The organism is Mesorhizobium sp. P3_B5 (genome assembly GCF_056402815.1).
The window spans coordinates 102745-121641 of the sequence record NZ_JBFUGR010000013.1 but is presented as its reverse complement, the minus strand read 5'-3'; the positions used below and the strand labels follow the sequence as shown (position 1 = coordinate 121641).

Annotated in this window: 18 protein-coding genes; 10 read left to right on the top strand and 8 right to left on the bottom strand. The window is 59.5% G+C overall.

The features are described from left to right. The coding region (locus AC1DVW_RS25320; protein ID WP_477326754.1) for a zinc-binding dehydrogenase at positions 1-367 on the top strand (367 nt) is incomplete at its 5' end. A gap of 239 nt (positions 368-606) precedes the next feature. On the opposite strand, the gene AC1DVW_RS25315 is transcribed toward AC1DVW_RS25320, so the two are convergent. Then, positions 607-1119: a MarR family winged helix-turn-helix transcriptional regulator gene (locus AC1DVW_RS25315; RefSeq protein ID WP_477326752.1), complete on the bottom strand. Its 513-nt coding sequence runs from the start codon at positions 1117-1119 to the stop codon at positions 607-609. Between the two features lie 91 nt (positions 1120-1210). On the opposite strand from AC1DVW_RS25315, the gene AC1DVW_RS25310 reads away from it, so the two are divergent. Both AC1DVW_RS25310 and AC1DVW_RS25305 read left to right on the top strand, forming a co-directional pair. Further along, positions 1211-2677 carry an MFS transporter gene (locus AC1DVW_RS25310; RefSeq protein WP_477326750.1) on the top strand — a complete coding sequence of 489 codons (1467 nt, stop codon included), beginning with the start codon at positions 1211-1213 and terminating at the stop codon, positions 2675-2677. Positions 2678-3051: 374 nt separating this feature from the next. Beyond that, entirely contained in the window at positions 3052-3786 is a 735-nt protein-coding gene (locus tag AC1DVW_RS25305; protein ID WP_477326748.1) for an FCD domain-containing protein, read from the top strand. 151 nt (positions 3787-3937) lie between these two features. Here the strand turns inward: AC1DVW_RS25305 and AC1DVW_RS25300 are convergent, their stop codons facing one another. Next, entirely contained in the window at positions 3938-4525 is a 588-nt protein-coding gene (locus tag AC1DVW_RS25300) for a YceI family protein (protein WP_477326746.1), read from the bottom strand. Positions 4526-4571: 46 nt separating this feature from the next. Continuing rightward, positions 4572-5435 carry a hypothetical protein gene (locus AC1DVW_RS25295; RefSeq protein ID WP_477326744.1) on the bottom strand — a complete coding sequence of 288 codons (864 nt, stop codon included), beginning with the start codon at positions 5433-5435 and terminating at the stop codon, positions 4572-4574. A gap of 273 nt (positions 5436-5708) precedes the next feature. Between AC1DVW_RS25295 and AC1DVW_RS25290 the strand changes: the two genes are divergently transcribed. Beyond that, entirely contained in the window at positions 5709-6635 is a 927-nt protein-coding gene (locus tag AC1DVW_RS25290) for an ABC transporter substrate-binding protein (RefSeq protein WP_477326742.1), read from the top strand. Positions 6636-6699: 64 nt separating this feature from the next. Here the strand turns inward: AC1DVW_RS25290 and AC1DVW_RS25285 are convergent, their stop codons facing one another. Beyond that, positions 6700-8082: an aminomethyl transferase family protein gene (locus AC1DVW_RS25285; protein WP_477326740.1), complete on the bottom strand. Its 1383-nt coding sequence runs from the start codon at positions 8080-8082 to the stop codon at positions 6700-6702. Between the two features lie 935 nt (positions 8083-9017). Further along, on the bottom strand, positions 9018-9689 hold the full coding sequence (locus AC1DVW_RS25280) for a FadR/GntR family transcriptional regulator (protein WP_477326738.1): 672 nt from the start codon (positions 9687-9689) through the stop codon (positions 9018-9020). Positions 9690-9859: 170 nt separating this feature from the next. Here AC1DVW_RS25280 and AC1DVW_RS25275 point away from each other — a divergent pair, with 170 nt between their 5' ends. The 6 genes from AC1DVW_RS25275 to AC1DVW_RS25250 all read left to right on the top strand — a co-directional run bounded on the left by AC1DVW_RS25275 (position 9860) and on the right by AC1DVW_RS25250 (position 16624). Next, the gene (locus tag AC1DVW_RS25275) at positions 9860-10669 is read left to right on the top strand and encodes an ABC transporter substrate-binding protein (RefSeq protein WP_477326736.1); all 810 of its coding nucleotides are present in this window, start codon (positions 9860-9862) and stop codon (positions 10667-10669) included. 9 nt (positions 10670-10678) lie between these two features. After that, positions 10679-11458: an amino acid ABC transporter permease gene (locus AC1DVW_RS25270; RefSeq protein WP_477326734.1), complete on the top strand. Its 780-nt coding sequence runs from the start codon at positions 10679-10681 to the stop codon at positions 11456-11458. Next, positions 11455-12243 (top strand): amino acid ABC transporter ATP-binding protein, encoded by a 789-nt coding sequence (locus AC1DVW_RS25265; RefSeq protein WP_477326732.1) that lies wholly within the window; start codon positions 11455-11457, stop codon positions 12241-12243. The genes AC1DVW_RS25270 and AC1DVW_RS25265 overlap by 4 nt, the downstream gene beginning before the upstream one ends. Before the next feature lie 17 nt (positions 12244-12260). Further along, the gene (locus AC1DVW_RS25260; RefSeq protein ID WP_477326730.1) at positions 12261-13769 is read left to right on the top strand and encodes an acyl--CoA ligase; all 1509 of its coding nucleotides are present in this window, start codon (positions 12261-12263) and stop codon (positions 13767-13769) included. Between the two features lie 198 nt (positions 13770-13967). Beyond that, positions 13968-15551, top strand: a complete 1584-nt coding sequence (ggt, locus tag AC1DVW_RS25255; protein ID WP_477326728.1) for a gamma-glutamyltransferase — start codon at positions 13968-13970, stop codon at positions 15549-15551. Positions 15552-15646: 95 nt separating this feature from the next. Next, positions 15647-16624, top strand: coding sequence for a 2-dehydropantoate 2-reductase (locus AC1DVW_RS25250; RefSeq protein WP_477326726.1), 978 nt, complete (start codon positions 15647-15649; stop codon positions 16622-16624). A 112-nt stretch (positions 16625-16736) separates the two neighbouring features. On the opposite strand, the gene AC1DVW_RS25245 is transcribed toward AC1DVW_RS25250, so the two are convergent. From AC1DVW_RS25245 to AC1DVW_RS25235, 3 genes are all read right to left on the bottom strand, one after another. After that, positions 16737-17102 carry a hypothetical protein gene (locus tag AC1DVW_RS25245; protein ID WP_477326724.1) on the bottom strand — a complete coding sequence of 122 codons (366 nt, stop codon included), beginning with the start codon at positions 17100-17102 and terminating at the stop codon, positions 16737-16739. Positions 17103-17194: 92 nt separating this feature from the next. After that, positions 17195-17683 (bottom strand): VOC family protein, encoded by a 489-nt coding sequence (locus AC1DVW_RS25240; protein WP_477326722.1) that lies wholly within the window; start codon positions 17681-17683, stop codon positions 17195-17197. 176 nt (positions 17684-17859) lie between these two features. Beyond that, positions 17860-18882 (bottom strand): histone deacetylase family protein, encoded by a 1023-nt coding sequence (locus AC1DVW_RS25235; protein ID WP_477326720.1) that lies wholly within the window; start codon positions 18880-18882, stop codon positions 17860-17862. Positions 18883-18897 lie beyond the last annotated feature (15 nt).

The following is an 18897-nucleotide window of genomic DNA, read 5'->3' as shown; positions in this document are numbered from 1 at the left end:
GCGTGGCGCCGACCAGATCGGCGGCGCCGACTACACCTTCGACTGCACCGGCAACACCAAGGTGATGCGCCAGGCGCTCGAATCCTCACACCGCGGCTGGGGCAAGTCGGTCGTCATCGGCGTTGCCGGAGCCGGCCAGGAAATCTCGACACGGCCATTCCAGTTGGTCACCGGCCGCACCTGGATGGGCACCGCCTTTGGCGGCGCGCGCGGCCGCACCGACGTGCCAAAAATCGTCGACTGGTACATGGACGGCAAGATCCAGATCGACCCGATGATCACCCATTTGCTGAAGCTGGAAGACATCAACAAGGGCTTCGACCTCATGCATGAGGGCAAGTCGATCCGAAGCGTCGTGGTTTACTAGGCAACCGTCCGTATCATGATCCGCTTCGTCGAACGCGAAGGATTGACGATCTATCGAGGACGCGATTTCTGAGCGCTGCCGGCCTGATCTAGAACGCTGTGCCGGCTTTTGTCCTTGTCGAAGGGGTTGGCCTGCTCTGTTCGAAGGTGTGCTTTGGGAACATACCTGCAGCCCTCGTTAGCCTTAGCAGGATCTTTCAAGCAGCCGTCCGACTGCTGCCGAGTTCGAAAATGCAGGCGCTAAATGTCCTGCCGACGAGAGGAACCACCGGCGCCGTCGGTGCCTCTGGGGCGCGTCGAGGTGAGACCGGCTCCAATGGAGCTGAGAAGAGCGAGCGCGGCGTCGAGCCCGCTGATGTCGGCGCCGGCGGCAGCGGAGATGGCTGCGCCCCATTCCTTGCGCACCAGCGCGTAGTTTTCGGCGCCGCGCCGCGTGCGGTGGACGCTGACGCCGCGGCGGTCCGCCGGATCGACATGCCGCTCGATCAGCCCCTTGCTTTCCAGGTCGCGCAACACTGGAGACACGTTGGCGCGCTGCAGCCCGGTCGCGGCGGCGATCTGGCTCGGCGTCGCCGAGGCGTGCGCCACCAGATGGCGCATCACCATGCCCTCCGATTGTGTGAGGGATAGCGCTCGCTCGTCGCGATAGCCGCGAAACTGGATCTCGCGGGCAATGATCAGGATCAAGTCGGCCAGATCCGCCCACCGGACCGGTGGAGCCTTGCCTGTGGACGATTCGCTGTCGGTCTTCATCAGCAGAGTTTACAGCGCCCAGCCAGATATGTATATGTACATAATGATTATGCTTGCATAACTATATATGCATAAGCACCTGGAGGTTCACATGACTCATTCAACGGACGCCGCCGGCGGCCGGCATTCTGCCCGCTCCATGGCCCGCGCCGGAGGGCTGCACGCGGTCGGCGTGTATGTGCTGCTGGCCGGCGCCTTCCTGCCGATCGCCGACTTCTTCATCGTCAACGTGGCGCTGCCGACGATCTCCGCCTCGCTCAAGGCGACACCGGCCGCGCTTGAGCTGGTGGTTTCGGTCTATGGCGTGGCCTATGCCGCCATGCTTGTGCTGGGCGGCAGGCTTGGCGATCGTTTCGGCCGCCACAGCCTGTTTCTGGTCGGACTTTCCGGCTTCATCCTGGCGTCATTGGCGTGCGGCCTGGCCCCTACGATCGAGACACTGATCGCCGCCCGCCTGGTCCAGGGCGCAACGGCGGCAATGCTGGTGCCGCAGGTGCTGGCAACCTTCCAGGCAACGCTCGCCGGCGAGCGCAAGACCAAAGCCATCGCGCTTTACGGCGCAACCTCGGGCATCGCGGCGGTCGTCGGCCAACTCGCCGGCGGACTGCTGGTCAGCGCCAATCTGTTCGGCACCTCGTGGCGGCCGATCTTCCTGATCAACATTCCGCTCGGCATCATCGTGTTCTTCGCCTCGCGGCTTGTCGTGCCGGCCAGCCGTTCGCCGCACCCGGCCGGCATCGACCTGCCCGGCACCGTGCTTTTCGCCGCCACGCTGACCGCCCTTCTGGTGCCGCTGACCGAAGGCCATTCACTGGGCTGGCCGGCCTGGACCAGGATGATGCTGGCCGCCGCCGTGGTGCTGGCCGTGCTGACCGTCATCGTCGAACGGGCTACTGAGGCGCGCGGCGAGGTGCCGTTGCTGCCGCCATCGCTGCTCAAGCTGCCCTCGATGTCGCGCGGGCTGGCCATGATCACGCTGTTCAGCGTCGGCTTCGGCGCCTTCATGTTCGTCTTCGCACTCACCGTGCAGAACGGCCTCGGCGCCAATCCGCTGGAAAGCGGCCTCGCCATCCTGCCGATGGCGGTGATGTTCTTCATCGGCTCCATGGTCAGCCCGCGCATGATCAACCGTTTCGGCCGCGGCGCCCTGGCGGCGGGCGGCATCGTGCAGGCGCTTGGACTGGCGCTGTTGATCGGCATCATCGTTTCGGGCTGGCCAAAAGTGAGCCTGGTCGAACTGGCGTTGCCGCTGGTGTTGATCGGCGCCGGGCAATCGATGCTGTTTTCCGGCCTGTTTCGCGCCGTGCTTGCCGATGTTCCCGCTCACCTCGCCGGCGTCGGCAGCGGCGTTCTCATCACGCTGCAGCAATCCGGCCTGGCGCTCGGCGTCGCCACACTCGGCACGCTCTATCTGGCACTGGAGCCCACGGGCATTGCGCAAGCTTTCGGTGCCGTCATCGCCTGCCAGTTTGCGATCATCGTGCTGCTGGTGCTGTGCACCGGACTGCTGCCGCGTTTCACCAGGCACCAACCCATCGCCCACCCTGTGGAAATGTGAATTCCTTGGTCAGCATCACGACGGATGTTGGCGGGGTCTACGATGGTGAGATATCCACTGTGCCAGATGAGAAAGAGGGCGGCGCCGACCGAACCGGCGGAACAAGCCAAGGGATCGCTGCTTCGGGCACATACAAAGTCCAGATCGAACAAGCTGAGGACAGTAACGAGGACTTGACCTCATGCTCGAGGGCAAGTCTGTCAAGAATGTAGAGGTCTAATGCGCCATCAGCCTTGTCAACTTGAAGGTTTGACTGCTCAAGACCAATTCCACATTCGGTTGCATCGGTTGGCGCGCGCGCAAAGGGCGACAGGTTTGATTATTTCGAAAATCCGCAGTAATCTCCGCGCTAATTCAATGCGGAGTCTTAATGCATGAGCACCACCATCAAGCCCACCGGAGAGACACGCGCCGGGGACGTGTTGGCGCGCATGCGGAGCGACATCATCAGCTGCGCCTTGAAGCCGGGAACCAAGCTGCGCTTCGAAACGCTGAAGGAGCTGTATGAAGTAAGCTTCTCCACCTTGCGCGAGGCGCTTTCGCGGCTGGTGGCCGAAGGCCTGGTTGTCGCGGAGGGGCAGCGCGGTTTCCTGGTCGCGCCGGTCTCGCTCTTTGACCTCAACGATCTGACGGATGTCCGCGTGCTCATTGAACGGCAGTGCATCAAGCTGGCGATCGATCGTGGCGACGATCGTTGGGAGGCCGACATTATGGCCAACTTCCACCGGATGGATCGCCTGCAGAGCCGGCTTGGCGCGAGCTACTATCTCTCCGACGACTGGGCTTCGCTGCACAGTGCGTTCCACCTTTCCCTCGTCGCGGCGTGCGGCTCGCCGAATCTGCTCGAAATCCGGCAGAAGCTGTTCGAACGCGCTCACCGCTACCGCAGGATGTCCTCGCAGTTTCGCCCGCAATGGCGGGCAAAGGACGTCGAGCACAAGATGATCATGGATAGGGTCATCGCCCGCGACACGGCCACAGCCCAGGATCTGGTCGACCGGCATATCCGCGAGACGACCGAGAATGTCATCGCTCATGCAAGCCACCTTTTTGCACAAGGTGGCGTGGGCGATCCTTTCAAGCGCACGGATTCCGTGGCGGCCGAATAGCCACGGCAAGTCTCACCGGCGCAATCCGCCGGCGAGAATTTCTCAATTGGCCGGAAGGAGGCGGACCGCGCCGATGCGCTCCGCTTCCCGCCATTGCGCGTAGTCGAGGTTCCCGGCAGGCTTGTTGACTGCCGGGAAGGTCACCGCTGACTTACGAACGTGCACGCCCTTCAACTTGAATAACGAGGCTCACATCGTCGCCGATCATTCCAAGCGCGGCTTTCATGCCGAAGTCGCTGCGTTTGATCGACGTGCGCGCGCTGAAGCCGACGACATGGCTCTTGTCCCACGGGTTTTGGCCTTCCTTGTTGAAGGTGACGTCCAGCGTGACGGGTTTCGTGACACCGGCGATCGTCAGATCGCCAGAGATCGTGCCGGTCTTGGCGTCGTCCGCCTTGAATTCATGCCCGACAAAAGTGATCTGCGGGAACTCCGTCGCATTGAACCAGTCCGCGCCCTGGATGTCGCCATCCCGCTGGCTATTGTTGGTCGAGATTCCGGCGACTTTCACCGCAACAACAAGGCTGCTGTCCGCCGGCTTCGTCGCGTCGAACTGGAACGAGCCCGAGAATTCCTTCGCAACCCCGATCACCTGCGAGAAGCCGAGATGGTCGATGAAGAAAGCGATCCCCGAATGGACGGGATCGATATCGAATGTCCCGGCTGCCGCCCTTTCGGCGGTCGGTGGCAGCCAGGCAATGGTAGCGGCAAGCAAGGTGGTGCGCAGTAATTTCGACATAGTTTGATTTCCTCCCTGTTGATGGTTTTGACAGTCCTTTCCCGGGTCATACCGGGAAGCTTGAGCCGTACCGCGCGATCACAGTCGCCACGGATGCGCCGACAGGCAGCAGGCAGATCCCGACAAAGGCGGCGAGTTGAACGACCTTGTTCGTAGCGCGGACCCGGCGCAGGACCGGATCGACGACAAAAGGCGTGACAAAGGCCAAGGTGAGTACGGCCAGGGCCAGCATGTCGGTCTTGCGCGTGATCAGCGTGACGGTTTGCGCGGCCGCGATCATGCCTCCTGCTCCGCCAAGGAGGGATGCGGAGCGGAATCCGAAGTTTGGATTTGAGATGTTGGCGACGACAATGGCAGCGATGGCGGCTGCAAAAAGCAGGCTGAGCTGGAAGCTCGAGGACGACGCTCCCAACAGCGCGATTGGCGCGAATCCGGCGCATGCAATGCCAAGCAAGGTGGCGCGTCTCGTGCCGGATTCGTCGTCGGCCTTGCCCGCCCCACGGGAAAGGCCATGCATCACCAGCAGGCCCCAAAGTGCTGCCGCCGCCACTTCCGGGAGTGCATCGGGCAGGCGGGCCGTTCCGATGTACGCGGCGGACGCGATCGGCTGGGCGAGGACAAGCGCGCGACCGAGCCCGCTACGGCCGGCGGCCTCCACCAGGACACCGAGCGCCGTTCCGATCAGGGCTACGAAGAAGATCTTGTTGACTGCGCCCACGGGCGGGAAAGACGGCACCTTGTTGTAGGTGAGCCAGTAGGCGACGAGGAAGGAGGCCGGTACCAGGAGGTCTGTCCAGACCCGTCCGGCGCGCAGCCAGCGCAGCAATCCACCGGCGACAAGCGCCAGCAAACCCAGCGCAACCATACCCAGGATCAGTGCCTCTTGTGGCGATCGCGCCAGACCGCTCATGTCAGCGGTCCGTCAGGGCTTCGAACTGCCGGACGCAGATATCACTGATGTTCTTGGCAATGTGCATATGTCCTCCCTTCGGCTTGATGTTGCATCAGCCAATTCGCCGATCGATGTGTTGACATACCGGTTGTTCTTTAGATACCAATGCGTATCTCAATCTGATCTGTCTGTCAATGTGGATGGCGCCAATGTCGCAGCACCGAACCACATGTCGCCAAACAGATGAGCAAGCCGGTGCCTACGCCGGACGTTTCAAGGGAAGATATAGTCATGACCAATCCGGAACCTGTCGGCCCTGTCGATCTTCGGCTCGCGGGCGGTGCGCAGGGGTTCAACTGGCTCCCTGTCTTCGTTGCCGACGAACAGGGCCTTTTCGAAAAGCACGGCATCCGCATCGTCTACAAGCGGATGGGTAGCGTCGAAAAGGCAACAACGACCGTTCTTGAGGGCGAAGCGGACCTGGCGATCACGCCACCGGAAGGCGCTGTCGCCGACTTCGTGAGGGGCGGAGAGCTGCGCATCGTGGCGGCCAATGCGGTGCGTCTGCCGATGTCCATTGTGGCGCGTCCGGGCATCGGCTCGCTTGCCGAACTGAGGGGCAAGCGGGTCGGCACTTCCTCGCTGACGGAGGGGACAGCGATCTACACGCAGATCATGCTGGCCGCGGAAGGGCTGCACTATCCCGGAGACTATGAGTTTGCCCTGGCGGGCATTCACACCAAGCGCTGGGAGGCGCTGCAGGCGGGCGAAATCGACTGCGCTCCGCAGCCCGCGCCATGGAACTTCCTCGCGCAGGACCAGGGCTACAACCTGCTCGGCGAGGTCAGCAATACTATTCCCGAGATCCTTTTCACTGCCATCATAGGCAAGGCTTCCTGGCTCGGCGCGAACCGCGATGTGGTGACCTGCTTCCTCAAGGCGCTGATCGAAGCGCATGCGCTCACCAATGATGCGGCTAAGCATGGCATCACCCTGCCGATCTTCCAGCGCATCACCACGCCCGACAGTGAATCGCTGGCGCGGCGAGGCCTGGAATATATGCGCGGCATGGGCATGTGGCCGGACGGCCTTGCCGTGCCGGACAAGGCGCTCAGGACGACGATCGACCTGATGGTCAGGGCAAACCTGCTCGACGAGTCGAAGCGCAGTGCGGCTGAAGGTGTCTTTGACAGGTGCTATCTGGAGGGCGCCGCCTGATCGGCGGCGGCCGGCGAATCTTCGATCCGTGCGGACCCAGCCGTCCAGCGACGATGCCCATGCGTCAATGCTTGCCGGTCTTGATGACCTTGTCGAAGTAGGGTGCCGGCGCGACCTTTGCCTTGATTTCGCGGACCTGATGCGCCTCCACCGTATTGCGGCGCGACTCCGGCTCGCCCCACATAAGTGTGACCTCCGTCCCCGGTTGTGCATGCTCGAGGTCGACAAGTCCCAGCGAGATGAAGCGGTTGGCGTTCGCCGTGAAGGCCGGCCAAGTGGAGATGCCCGCAACTTTGCCCTTCCTCATGACGGCATCGACCTGGAATGTCGCGTACATGGGCATCGGCATGCTGAGAAACTTGGCGGGCGTCCCGTTGGCCGGGAAGATGGAGTCACGCATCACGGCGGTCGCGTCCTCATCGTTCCACTCAAGCGTCACCTTTGTGCGGCGCTGGTTGTTCGCCTTCTCAAGCAAGGCGTCGCGGCCGATGAAGTCCCGGCCGAAGTCGATCACGTTCCTGTAGCCGAGTTCGATCGGATCGACGTAGTAATCCGTGATGTCGTCCGACACGAAGCTGCCGCCGAGTGAGGCGACCGACTCCAGGAAGTAGCTGTTCAGCCACTCGCGGTATGGCTTCATGTCCTCGCCGTGATAGATGGCCGGCAAGGGCATCGGCACCCAGCCGGACTCCTGCGCGGTGGTCGAGTAGGCGAGTGCGCCGATCTTGCGCAAGCCGTACTTCTCGCCGGTCTTCTCCAGCGCCTCGCGCACCGCCTGCTGGTCGTCCCAGGCTCCGTAGATCTCGAAGCCGGGTTCGCCGGCCATGCCGTGCCGCAGGGCGCGGACGGATTTTCCCGCGATCTTGAACTCACCGATGTTGAAGAACTTGATGTCCGGCAGGCTGCCGCCCGTTACGTCGCGCATCAGCGCAAGGGCGTTCGGCCCCTGGATCTGGACGCGGAACACTTCGCGTGTGCCGGAGCGGATCGAGAAATTGTCGTCCTTCTTGGCCTCGACGTCGTAGTCGCTCTTCTGCGCATTGTAGAGCACCCAATCGCTGGCGAAAGGAGCGCCGACGACGCGGAAGAAGTCGTCAGCTTCCCGGAAAATGATGGCGTCGGCGATGTAGTATCCGTCATGGCCGGCCAGCACGAGCTGTTTGGCGCGCAGGACCGGGAATGGGTCGAATTTGTTGACTGCGATCTCCGAAAGGAAAGGGATGACCTGCGATCCGCGCAGGTGCAGTTCGGTCATGTGGTAGGATTGCTCGAGCAGCGCGCAGCTATCCTTCCACGCACGCACTTCGTCGCGCCAGTTCGTAAACTCCGGTGGGATGACGGGAAAGCGGTAGGGGCCAAGATTGGAGCCACGCAGCAGGTTTACGGGTCCTCCCGCCGTTTTCAGGATGCTCTCGAGGCTCTTCGGTGCCGCATTCGTCGTTGCCATATAGCTCTCCTCCATTTGCCTTGTAATTTCCCTTGGCTGCCCGAACGCGGCTTGGGCCTCGGCAAGTTCGCTTGAGAACAATGCCACGATCCACCTCTTATGGGGGCGTCCTCCAGCGCAACCATTCGCCGCGGCGCCAGGATGGCGCTTGCATCTCGCGGTGAGAGGCCGTGCGGGAAAGCCAAGATATCCTCCCAAATGAGCTTCGATTAGCTGGCTCCGATCCGGTCGGCAAGAACGATCCAGAAATAGGAAACTCATTCAGATTCTAAATAGTATCCAAAAACTATAATGAATGTCAATTGTCTGTTTCTCTGAGGAAGCATCAAAGGAACATCCGGAAATGGGAGGCTGGCTTTGGCAAGCCGTCAACTCGATCGCCACGACGCTCGCCAGTCTGCCACCGACCATAATAAGGCGGTCAATGGTCGAATAAGCAGACGACTTTGAACGCTTGGCTTTTCTCCCTTTGTCTGGAGCAAGGGAACGATTGACGCCGGAGACAGAGGCCCGCTCGGCCGAAGCTATTAGGAACCTTCAAGGTTGGAACGTGGCCGTCGGATAAACGCCAAGAGCGAATGTCACTATCAGTTCGGAATGGGTTGGCCATCCGGTGGCGGGACGATACGGAACAATACGGGAAGGTTTTTGATTTTTGCCCACGAAAAATCCAATGAAATCAATGCCTTCGCCGCGCCCTCCGGGCCCACCATTATCGTTATTTATCAATGGGTTACGAAGCGGTTCGCCCAAATTGATTCAAGAAGGTGATCCAGCCATTCGCTGAGCCGCATTTATCTTCTACCGAGTGGCAGCAATGCGCCTCATGTCGGCTGCTTTGAAGCGCGACCCCGCGAATGACCCCGACGGTGCACACTAGTCGGCAGCACCCCCCTAGCTGCTGTCTCGTTGCCATTGTGAACCCGCATCTTCGCTTACTTGTGGGGATTGAGCAGACTGCGCGCTACGTCTTCTATATGCGCCCGCATGGCGAATTCCGCCTGGACGGCGTCGCGACCGCTGATCGCATCCAGAATATTCCTGTGCTGCTGCGCATAGTGCTCCCGTCGCTCCGGCGTGAGTACAGCCTGTCGCAGCTGGCTCCATGTTCTTTGCCGTCTTATCGCGTTGAAGCTATCGAAAATCGAAAGCAGGAGTCTATTGCCCGTGACCAGACACAGTGCCCGGTGAAACTGCCCATCCCAGGACTCCCACGCTGCCGGATCTCCGGAGGCCCTTCCCTTCTGAACAAGTACGAACATATCGGAAATTTGAAGTTCGCTCGCACGCAGCGCTGCCATTCGGGCGATCTGAGGTTCGATCGCCAGGCGTGCCTCGAGCGCCTCGGCCGGACTCGTGTTTGCGGTAATGAACGACAGTTGTGTCGGTGCTTTTTCCGGACGCGAACCAACAAAGGTGCCCTGACCGACATGGCGCCAGATCCGTCCTTCCGCTTCGAGCCGATCAAGTGCCACCCGCAACCCCATTCGACTGACGTCAAGCTGACGCGCCAGATCGCGTTCCGGCGGAAGCCGGCCCTGCGGCTGGAATCGGTTCTCCCGCAGCATTTCGTCAAGTTTCTGGTGAGCGTAGTCGGACCTTTTCATTTTAGACCATTCCATATTGGTTTATTTTGGTTGGCGAGCGCCCACCGTGTTGACAGGGTCCATACGTTGGGGAATAGATAATGAAATTCATAACAAGAACACTATCAAGATTTAGACCAATAGACAATGGTCCAAATCGTTGGGCCGATAAGCAAGGGGAAGGTTGCCAGATGTCTCGTATTTCCAAAAGTGCCGGTTCCGCCATTGCGCTCGTCTTTGCGGTGGGCGTTGCACATGCAGCTGAGGTGACGCCACCAGCGGATATCGCCAAGGCAGGCAAGATCACGTATTGCGCGGAATTCGGGAATCCGCCGCTCGGCTTCTATGATGAAAACCAGGTTTTGGGTGGTCTGGATGTCGATATCGGCACCGAGATCGGGAAGCGGATGGGGGTAAAGGTCGAATGGAAGGAAACTGCATTCAGCGCGATCATTCCGGCTCTCCTGGCGAAGCAGTGCGATGCCATTCTGTCGCAGCTTTTCGACAAGCCGCAGCGCCGCGAAGTCGTTGATTTCACCAACTACATGTATTCGAGCCAGTCGCTCTTGGTGCCGAAGGGAAACCCCAAGAACGTCAAGGGGCTTGATGATCTTTCGGGCCTCAAGGCCGCGGTCGACAATGGCACGACGATCCAGAGCCTGCTGGACGAACAGAACAAGAAATTCAAGGAAGCTGGAAAGCCTGAAGTAACCGTCACCGTCTTCCCCAAGGATTCCGATGCCCGCCAGGCGCTGCAAATTGGCCAGGTCGATGCCTACGGAACCACCCTCGAAACAGCTGCTTACTTCCTTCAGAAGGCGGGCCATATCTTCGACATAGGCGGTGAGCCGTTCAGCAAGATTAAGACCGGGATCGCCACCCGCAAGGGTGAAGCCGAGATTCATGACGCCATCCAGAAGGCTTTCGATTCGATGAAGGCGGACGGCACCTACAAGAAGCTACTCGCGAAGTGGGGCCTCGAGGGCGACGCAATCGAATAGGCGGCCTTCATGAATTTCGAATGGAGCGTTTTCTGGGAATATCTGCTGTGGCCAAGCTCGGTCTATTTGCATGGCCTCTGGTTGACCTTGAGCATCAGCGTGGTCGCCCAAGCATTCGGAACCCTTCTGGGGCTGTTCGTGGCCTTAGCCCGAATTTCGCAGCATCGCATTCTACAAGTGCCCGCGCGAATCTTCGTGTGGGCGTTTCGCGGCACGCCATTGTTGGTGCAGATCGTCTTCATTTACACAGGTTTGGCGGCCGCGAACATTTTTCGCTTCGAGGACATCGATCTCGGCTTCGCGGTCCTTCCCGGCAATATGCAGGCAGGAATTCTTGCGTTGACGCTGAACGAAGCGGCCTACATGGCGGAGATCATTCGAGCGGGAATCAATTCCGTCAACATAGGCCAGGCGGAAGCATCAAAGTCCCTGGGTATGACTTATGGCCTCTACATGCGGCGCATCATCCTCCCGCAGGCTGCGCGCGTAGTTGTCCCGCCACTGGGCAACGAATTCAATGGCATGCTGAAAAACACAACACTGTTGAGCGTGATTGGCGTTCCCGAACTCCTGCTCGCAACGCAGATGGTAACCTCTGTAACCTTTCGAGTTTTTGAGCTGTATATGGTGGTCGCCTGCTACTACCTGACGCTCACCACGCTCTGGGGCTTCGTACAACAGCGCCTCGAGTTACGGTTCGGCGATCCTGCCGCGGCCGCTTCCCGCAAACTTGGATCCAAGGGATACAGACGTCTGTTCGGTTTTGGCCAGATTGGAGAACCGCGATGAGTGATGATCCGGCGGCCGAGCCTGCGATTGTCACGGTGCGCGGAGTGGAAAAACGCTTCGGCGACCTTCAGGTTCTTAAGGGAATCGATCTTACCGTTCGCAAGGGAGAGGTGGTCGTCATCGTTGGTGCGTCGGGGTCGGGCAAGACGACGTTCATACGCTGCATCAATCATCTTGAGAGAATTCAAAAGGGTCGGATCGAGGTCAACGGCCATTTGATCGGCTATCGCGAACGTAATGGCCAGCTTGTGGAAGACAGCGAGCGGAACATAGCTCGTCAGCGCTGCGAGATTGGAATGGTCTTCCAGCTGTTCAATCTGTTTCCACACCTGACGGCCCTCGAAAACATCATCGAAGCACCGATTCATGTGCGCAAGATCCCACGTGAGGAAGCGCTCCGGACAGGCCGCGCGCTGCTCGCTCGCGTTGGCTTGGCCGAGAAAGAGAATACCTATCCCGCGCAACTGTCTGGTGGTCAGCAGCAGCGTGTGGCCATTGCCCGTGCTCTGGCCATGCGTCCTGCCCTCATGCTGTTCGATGAGCCGACCAGCGCGCTCGACCCTGAGATGATTGGCGAAGTGCTGGACGTCATGAAGGAACTCGCCCGCGAGGGCATGACCATGATTGTGGTGAGCCACGAGATGGGCTTCGCGCGCGAGGTGGCAAACCGCGTAATCATGATGCATGGCGGCCGGATAATAGAGGACGCTCCTCCGGAGCAATTCTTCACCGCGCCGACACATGAGAGGACCGTGGCATTTCTGTCTCGGGTCATTAGCAAGTGAGACCAAGAGCGGTAAGCATGAATACGATCCGCGATATTCTAAGTACCGGGCCCTTTGAGGCTCGAGCAATTGGAGCTCCAGCTCGCCCGGATGTCCCCTTGGGAGAACTGCTGGCTTTTGTCGACCGGACGGTCATATCTCTCAACAATCTTGGCATTGGGAGGGGTGACAAACTCGCCATTGTTCTCGACAACGGCCCCGAGATGGTCGCCGCCTTTCTCGCCTGCGCAACCGCCTGTACCACCGCTCCACTCAATCCAGCCTACCGCGAAGACGAGTTTGTCTTTTATCTGGACGATCTCAAGGCGAAGGCGCTTCTCGTCGCAGCCGATAGCAACAGTCCGGCGCTTGCTGCGGCTGCGCGTGTCGGGATACCGATAATCCACCTGCATGCGCGAACGGAAGGTCCAGCGGGGCTCTTCGATCTCTCGGGCGCGTCGGCGGCGGCCACCACGCCTGGACCGGCTGAGCCTGAGGATGTCGCTCTGGTCCTGCATACTTCTGGTACGACCTCCAGACCCAAGATAGTGCCGCTCAGTCATACGAACCTGCTGACTTCAGCGGCAAATATCGTACGGACGCTCAAGCTCGAGCCGTCGGACCGTTGCCTTAACATCATGCCGCTCTTTCATATTCACGGTCTGGTCGCGGCCGTGCTGGCAAGCCTGTCAGCTGGCGGCAGTATCTTCTGCACGCCCGGATTCAACGCCCTGAAGTTCTTCGGCTGGATGAACGAGGCTAGACCGACCTGGTATACGGCCGTGCCGACGATGCACCAGGCGATCCTGGCGCGCAGCAGTGGCAATGCGGAGATTATTTCCGCCAACCCTTTGCGGTTCATCCGTTCGAGCTCGGCATCTTTGCCAGCGCCCGTCTTCGCCGAAATGGAACGGGTTTTTGGGTGTCCGGTGATCGAAGCATACTCGATGACTGAGAACGCCCATCAGATGACGTCCAATCAGTTGCCGCCAGGCCAGCGCAAGCCAGGAAGTGTCGGCCTCGCCGCGGGACCCGAGGTTGCGATCATGTCCGAAGACGGAAGATTGCTTCCTCAGGGTCAGGAAGGAGAAATCGTCACACGCGGGGTAAACGTCACGCGTGGTTACGAGAACAACCCGAAAGCGAATGCCGAGGCATTTGCTCACGGCTGGTTTCGCACCGGTGATCAGGGTGTGATGGACGATGACGGTTTTCTTCGCCTTACGGGCCGGCTGAAAGAGATCATCAACCGCGGTGGCGAGAAAATCGCTCCACTTGAGGTCGATGAAGTCTTGATGGCCCACCCTGCGGTTCACCAGGCTGTGACCTTTGCCATACCGCATGACAAGCTTGGTGAGGATGTCGCGGCTGCCATTGTCCTCAGGGAGGGAGCCCAGGTGGGCGAGCGTGACATTCGCGAGTTCGCAGCCGGTCGGCTTGCCGACTTCAAAGTGCCACGACGTGTGGTCTTTGTGCCGGAAATCCCGAAGGGCGCCACGGGCAAGATGCAGCGCATTGGCCTCGCGGCGAAACTTGGGCTGGCATAGCCATGATCAACTACAATCACGCGCCAGCATTGATCCGAGCGATGCCCACTCGCTTCAGGGAAGCGAATGCGAGCCCGATAGGATGCCAAGCCCGGGGCCGGCGCGACATTTTGCAATCGTAACTGACAAGCAATGGGAATGGTGACTCAGCTTGAGGCCCGCCGTTTTCATTCTGCGCGTTGCCAATAGGAGAACACTGTGCGCGACTTCCAACTACCTGGCCGCTCTCCGGCAATGGCCACGAGCGGCATGGCGGCCACCCACAACCCGCATGCGGCGCGAGTGGCCATTGAGGTGCTGCAGAGAGGAGGCGCGGCAATCGATGCGGCCGTTGCCGCAGCCGCGGTGCTTGCAGTCGTGGAACCGCAGCAAACCGGAATCGGCGGCGACTGCTTTGTCATCATGGCCAAGAACGGCACCGATCAGATTGTTGCCTATAATGGCTCCGGGCGAGCACCTTCCAGCCTTCCAGCTGACGGGCTTGCCGTTGGCCAGGGCCAACTTGAAGATTCGAGCCCGCATGCCGTCACCATCCCGGGCGCTATTGATGCGTGGACCCGGCTTGTGGCGGATCATGGACGCAAGGAAATCGGCGAGCTTCTTGCTCCGGCAATTGCCTTTGCGCGGGATGGATTTCCGGTTCACCCTCGGGTGGCGCAAGATTGGGCTGTGGATGAACCGCGGTTGCGGCGCGACCCCAATGCAACCCGCGTTTTTCTTCCGCGTGGCCGGGCCGCTCGGGCTGGGGAGATATTTCGCAACCCGGGCCTGGCTGACGCGCTCAGCCTGATCGCCGCCAAAGGGAGAGATGGATTCTACAAGGGGCCCGTGGCTGAGGATATCGTGAGCTATCTGCGCAGCCTGGGTGGCCATCACACCCTTGAAGATTTCGAGATCGCCGCAGGCGAATATGTCGAGCCGGTCCGGACGGATTACCGGGGCATGGAGGTCTGCCAGATCCCGCCCAATAACCAGGGCATCACCGCGCTCCTCATGCTCAATATCCTCGAGGGTTTTGATCTCGCGGCGCTCGAGCCTTTGGGCGCCGAGCGTCTCCATCTTGAAATCGAAGCCGGCAGGCTGGCCTACCGTGATCGTGATGCTTTCATCTGCGACACGCGGCATGCCGCATTTCCAGTGAATGAAATCCTGGCCAAGGATTACGCCGCACGCCTGCGAAATGAAATTCGTCGCGACCGTGTGGCAGACCATCTGCCGCCGCCACTGATGCGCAAATCAGACACTGTCTACCTGACAGTCGTCGACCGTGATCGCAACTGTGTCAGCTTCATCAATTCTGTCTATTGGGGCTTTGGCTCAACGCGAGTCTCGCCAACCTATGGTATCACGCTTCAAAATCGCGGCATGGGCTTTTCGCTCGATCCCACCCATCCCAACGCGATAGGGCCGGGCAAGCGCCCCCTCCACACGATCATGCCCGGGCTCGCCATGAAGGATGGTCGACCATTCCTTTGCTATGGGGTCATGGGTGGCGACTATCAACCATTTGGACATACACACGTATTGACCGGCATCGTCGACTTCGGGCTCGATCCGCAGGAGGCGATCGACCAGCCCCGCGTCTTCCATTCGCTGGGTGACACTGAGGTCGAGCGTGGCGTTCCGGTCAATACAGTCGAGGGGCTAAGAAAGCTCGGCCACCGGGTGGTCCAGCCAGCCGAACCGCTCGGCGGCGGACAAATGATAAAGATCGACTGGTCCGAAGGGGTGCTTATCGGGGGTTCTGATGCGCGTATGGATGGTTGCGCCCTTGGCTACTAGGTCGTCGACACCGGCCCCTCCATGCCGACAGTTCGACCGCGAGAGCTGGATGGGATGCTGATGCAAGGTTCGGCGGTGCAACGGGGGATCGGCTGATGCGTATCTGCGTCTTCGGCGCGGGAGCGATCGGAGGTCTCGTCGGCGCCAGGCTCGCCGCGCAAGACGGCGCCGAAGTGAGCCTCGTTGCCAGGGGTGCGCACCTTGCCATCATGCGCGAGAAGGGTTTGACACTGAAGTCTGAAGCGGGCGAGACCACCGTCACGGTGCGCGCGACGGATCAGCCGGCAGATCTCGGGCCGCAAGATTTCGTATTCCTGGCGCTCAAGGCTCATTCGCTTCCAGGCATCCTTGAAAGCCTGAAGCCGCTTCTGGGGCCCGAAACGGCGGTCGTCACGGCGCAGAATGGCGTTCCCTGGTGGTATTTTCATAAGCATGGCGGCGTGCATGAGGGGCGCCGTATCGAGGCCGTCGATCCGAAGGGGCTGCTGTGGGGCACGATTGGGCCTCAGCGTGTGATCGGCTGTGTCGTGCATCCGGCCGCAGAAATCGAGGCCCCCGGCATCATCCGCCACATCGAAGGCGATCGGCTGCCGATCGGCGAACCTTCAGGCGAGAAGACCGAACGCATCGCCAAACTGGCTGCGCTCCTCGTCTCGGCGGGTTTCAGGGCGCCTATTCGCCCGCAAATCCGCAATGAGATCTGGGTGAAGCTGTGGGGCAATCTCTCGCTCAATCCAGTTTCCGCCCTGACCGGCGGAAAGCTCGATGAAATCTGCGCCGATCCAGGCACGCGGGCGATCATTCGCGCAATGATGGTCGAAGCTCAAACGATCGGCGAGGCTTTGGGGGCAAGTTTCGGCGTCGATGTCGATCGACGGATTGCCGGCGCGGCCGCGGTCGGCGCGCACAAGACATCAATGCTGCAGGATCTGGAACTGGGCCGGCCGATGGAGGTCGATGCTCTGGTGTCGGCCGTCCAGGAGCTAGGCCTTCTCACCGGTCAGGCGACCCCGACGATCGATATCGTCGAGGCGCTCATTCGGCAGCGTGCGAAGCTCGCCGGCTGTCTTTGACGACCACCCCCTGCAGGCCATTTTCATCCAGACCGCCCCTAGGGAGTGGGCTTAATGAGAGGGTCAATTAGGTTCGGATCCGGCTATATCGCACACGGATCGTTGCTTCTTCCTAGTTGAAGTCTATATTGCAACTCCACGTATTGATCAAATTTATCCAGATTTCCAACTTGATCGCATTTCCGAATTGTGCGTTCCAATTGCTCACGACATGATCACACAGAGATTGGAACTTTGGTTGAAAATCATGATCGCTAGTTGAAATCTTTATTACGACATCTGGGACGGCAGCCGCGTGCACTGCCAAGGAATTAAATGCTATTGCTGTACACTGATTTAGCTCGACGATGATATCGTGATCAGGAACGTTGAGAACCTCTTTTGTCGCCTGATAAAGAATATCCATCATTGAGGCGCAGCGATCGGTCAACTGTTTTTGAGCTTCAGCGGATTTAGGGTAAATTTCGATGTAAGCCATTATAGTATATTCCTCTGCCTTCTGTTGTCTTTTCTATAAAGTTAAATTAGAAAATTATCATAATATAAAATAGTATTTGGCATGGGCTATTTTTATCTACTTTTTACTTCCATCAGTTCTATCGGAAATCCAATGGACGGTTCCATGTCCATCTTAACTTCTCTAGAGAATTCAGATGAAAGCGTGTCAGTCACCTGCCACCCGAGTTTTGATAGCCGATCCAATTCTGCGTCCATATTAGGGGTGAGGAAGCCAATTTCACTCAAGTGCCCAATTGGTGCGCCGCACCCGGTATCGTATCCCAGCCGTTGTTTTTCGAGAGGCTCCATTAGTTCAAGATAGAAATTGTCGTTCACCCACGCGCCGCTGACAAAAGCTTCACCTTTGAATAGATCTCCTTCAACACGAGTAAACCCTCCTTTGCCGATACCAAAAGACTCAGTCAGCAACCTTTCCGTGCGACCGATGTCGTCAACCCGAATGCAGACGTGGTTCATGATGAGCCTCTGTTCCTGATGGCATTTTTTTACCAAGCGCATCATTCGGCTCTCGAAACCTTCTTCTCTGTCTTGATTTTCCATAGCTAATTCCTCCAATAGTTTCGCTAATCAAAGATAGAAAGTATTGACAAGGTCGGTCGTCAAGCGCGGGGAACCAATTAGTCGTGGCTGTCAACGCAAGCGGCAACTCGCTCCTTGAGGTCAATCCCGTCCCTTAGGCCGGGTCGGTCAAAACATCCGGCGAGGCACAGACGCATCTAGCCCCCCGGCGCGACAACATTCAGGACGCAAGGACCAATTGCATCAAGGCAGTATCCCCCTTCGAGCACAAACAGGTGGGGGCAGCCCAAAGATGCAACGGTTTCGCCAATCCGGTTGAAATCAGCCAACTCCAGGGCCAGACGCCCCGCGGGATCGTTGGCATAGGTATCCACGCCGAGTGCCACCACCATATAGTCAGGAGAATAATCGCGCAGCCTCTCGAGTGCGGTCGTCAAACCTTCGCTATAGCCCGACCAGTCGGTGCCGGGTTGCAGTGGCAGGTTCAAGTTGAAGCCTTCTCCAGCCTCGGCCCCGATCTCCTCGGCGTAGCCGGAGAAATAGGGATAGTCCACCGCAGGATCGGCGTGGAGAGAGATGGTAAGGACATCGGACCTGGTCCAGAAGATGTCTTGAGCCCCGTTGCCATGGTGAGCGTCAACGTCCAGGATTGCGACCCGGGCGCCATCTCGCGTCAGTTCCTGTGCGGCCAGCGCGGTATGGTTGGTGTAACTCGTTCCACCACCCATGTTCCAGCAGGCATGGTGCCCCGGAGGACGAGCCAGGACCAGGCCCGGCAATCCAGAGACGCGAAGGTCCCTGGCAGCCTGAAGGGACGCCCCTGCTGCGCCCAAGGTTGCAGGCCACATCGCCGGCGTGATCGTACTTACGCCGTCGAACATGTAGTAGGCGATCTTGCCTTCTATCGCGCTTGGGCATCGAGGCGGCCGATTGCGGTGCGGCCAGACGAAGCCGACGCCGTCGAGTTCGGTTCCGAATGAGCTCGACCATTCATCCCAAGCCGTGGCCAGGAAATCGAGGTAGTCTTCGGAATGAATTGTGCGCAGATCTTCCTTCGATGCAGGTGCACAGTCCAAGACATCGGTGTGGCCAGCCTGTCGTAAGACGTCCAGAACAACGCTGGTGCGCTCCGCCACGTCGAGCGTCGGGATGAACCTCCCAGGGGTGAGTTCGACTTTCGATTGATGCTCCAGATGAGCATCGCATTTGTAGATTTTCATCTGCTAATCCCCGGT

Coding starts and splice junctions, on each gene's coding strand:
- AC1DVW_RS25315 (WP_477326752.1), bottom strand. CDS start 1,119: ATGAAGACCGACAGCGAATCGTCCACAGGCAAGGCTCCACCGGTCCGG.
- AC1DVW_RS25310 (WP_477326750.1), top strand. CDS start 1,211: ATGACTCATTCAACGGACGCCGCCGGCGGCCGGCATTCTGCCCGCTCC.
- AC1DVW_RS25305 (WP_477326748.1), top strand. CDS start 3,052: ATGAGCACCACCATCAAGCCCACCGGAGAGACACGCGCCGGGGACGTG.
- AC1DVW_RS25300 (WP_477326746.1), bottom strand. CDS start 4,525: ATGTCGAAATTACTGCGCACCACCTTGCTTGCCGCTACCATTGCCTGG.
- AC1DVW_RS25295 (WP_477326744.1), bottom strand. CDS start 5,435: ATGAGCGGTCTGGCGCGATCGCCACAAGAGGCACTGATCCTGGGTATG.
- AC1DVW_RS25290 (WP_477326742.1), top strand. CDS start 5,709: ATGACCAATCCGGAACCTGTCGGCCCTGTCGATCTTCGGCTCGCGGGC.
- AC1DVW_RS25285 (WP_477326740.1), bottom strand. CDS start 8,082: ATGGCAACGACGAATGCGGCACCGAAGAGCCTCGAGAGCATCCTGAAA.
- AC1DVW_RS25280 (WP_477326738.1), bottom strand. CDS start 9,689: ATGAAAAGGTCCGACTACGCTCACCAGAAACTTGACGAAATGCTGCGG.
- AC1DVW_RS25275 (WP_477326736.1), top strand. CDS start 9,860: ATGTCTCGTATTTCCAAAAGTGCCGGTTCCGCCATTGCGCTCGTCTTT.
- AC1DVW_RS25270 (WP_477326734.1), top strand. CDS start 10,679: ATGAATTTCGAATGGAGCGTTTTCTGGGAATATCTGCTGTGGCCAAGC.
- AC1DVW_RS25265 (WP_477326732.1), top strand. CDS start 11,455: ATGAGTGATGATCCGGCGGCCGAGCCTGCGATTGTCACGGTGCGCGGA.
- AC1DVW_RS25260 (WP_477326730.1), top strand. CDS start 12,261: ATGAATACGATCCGCGATATTCTAAGTACCGGGCCCTTTGAGGCTCGA.
- AC1DVW_RS25250 (WP_477326726.1), top strand. CDS start 15,647: ATGCGTATCTGCGTCTTCGGCGCGGGAGCGATCGGAGGTCTCGTCGGC.
- AC1DVW_RS25245 (WP_477326724.1), bottom strand. CDS start 17,102: ATGGCTTACATCGAAATTTACCCTAAATCCGCTGAAGCTCAAAAACAG.
- AC1DVW_RS25240 (WP_477326722.1), bottom strand. CDS start 17,683: ATGGAAAATCAAGACAGAGAAGAAGGTTTCGAGAGCCGAATGATGCGC.
- AC1DVW_RS25235 (WP_477326720.1), bottom strand. CDS start 18,882: ATGAAAATCTACAAATGCGATGCTCATCTGGAGCATCAATCGAAAGTC.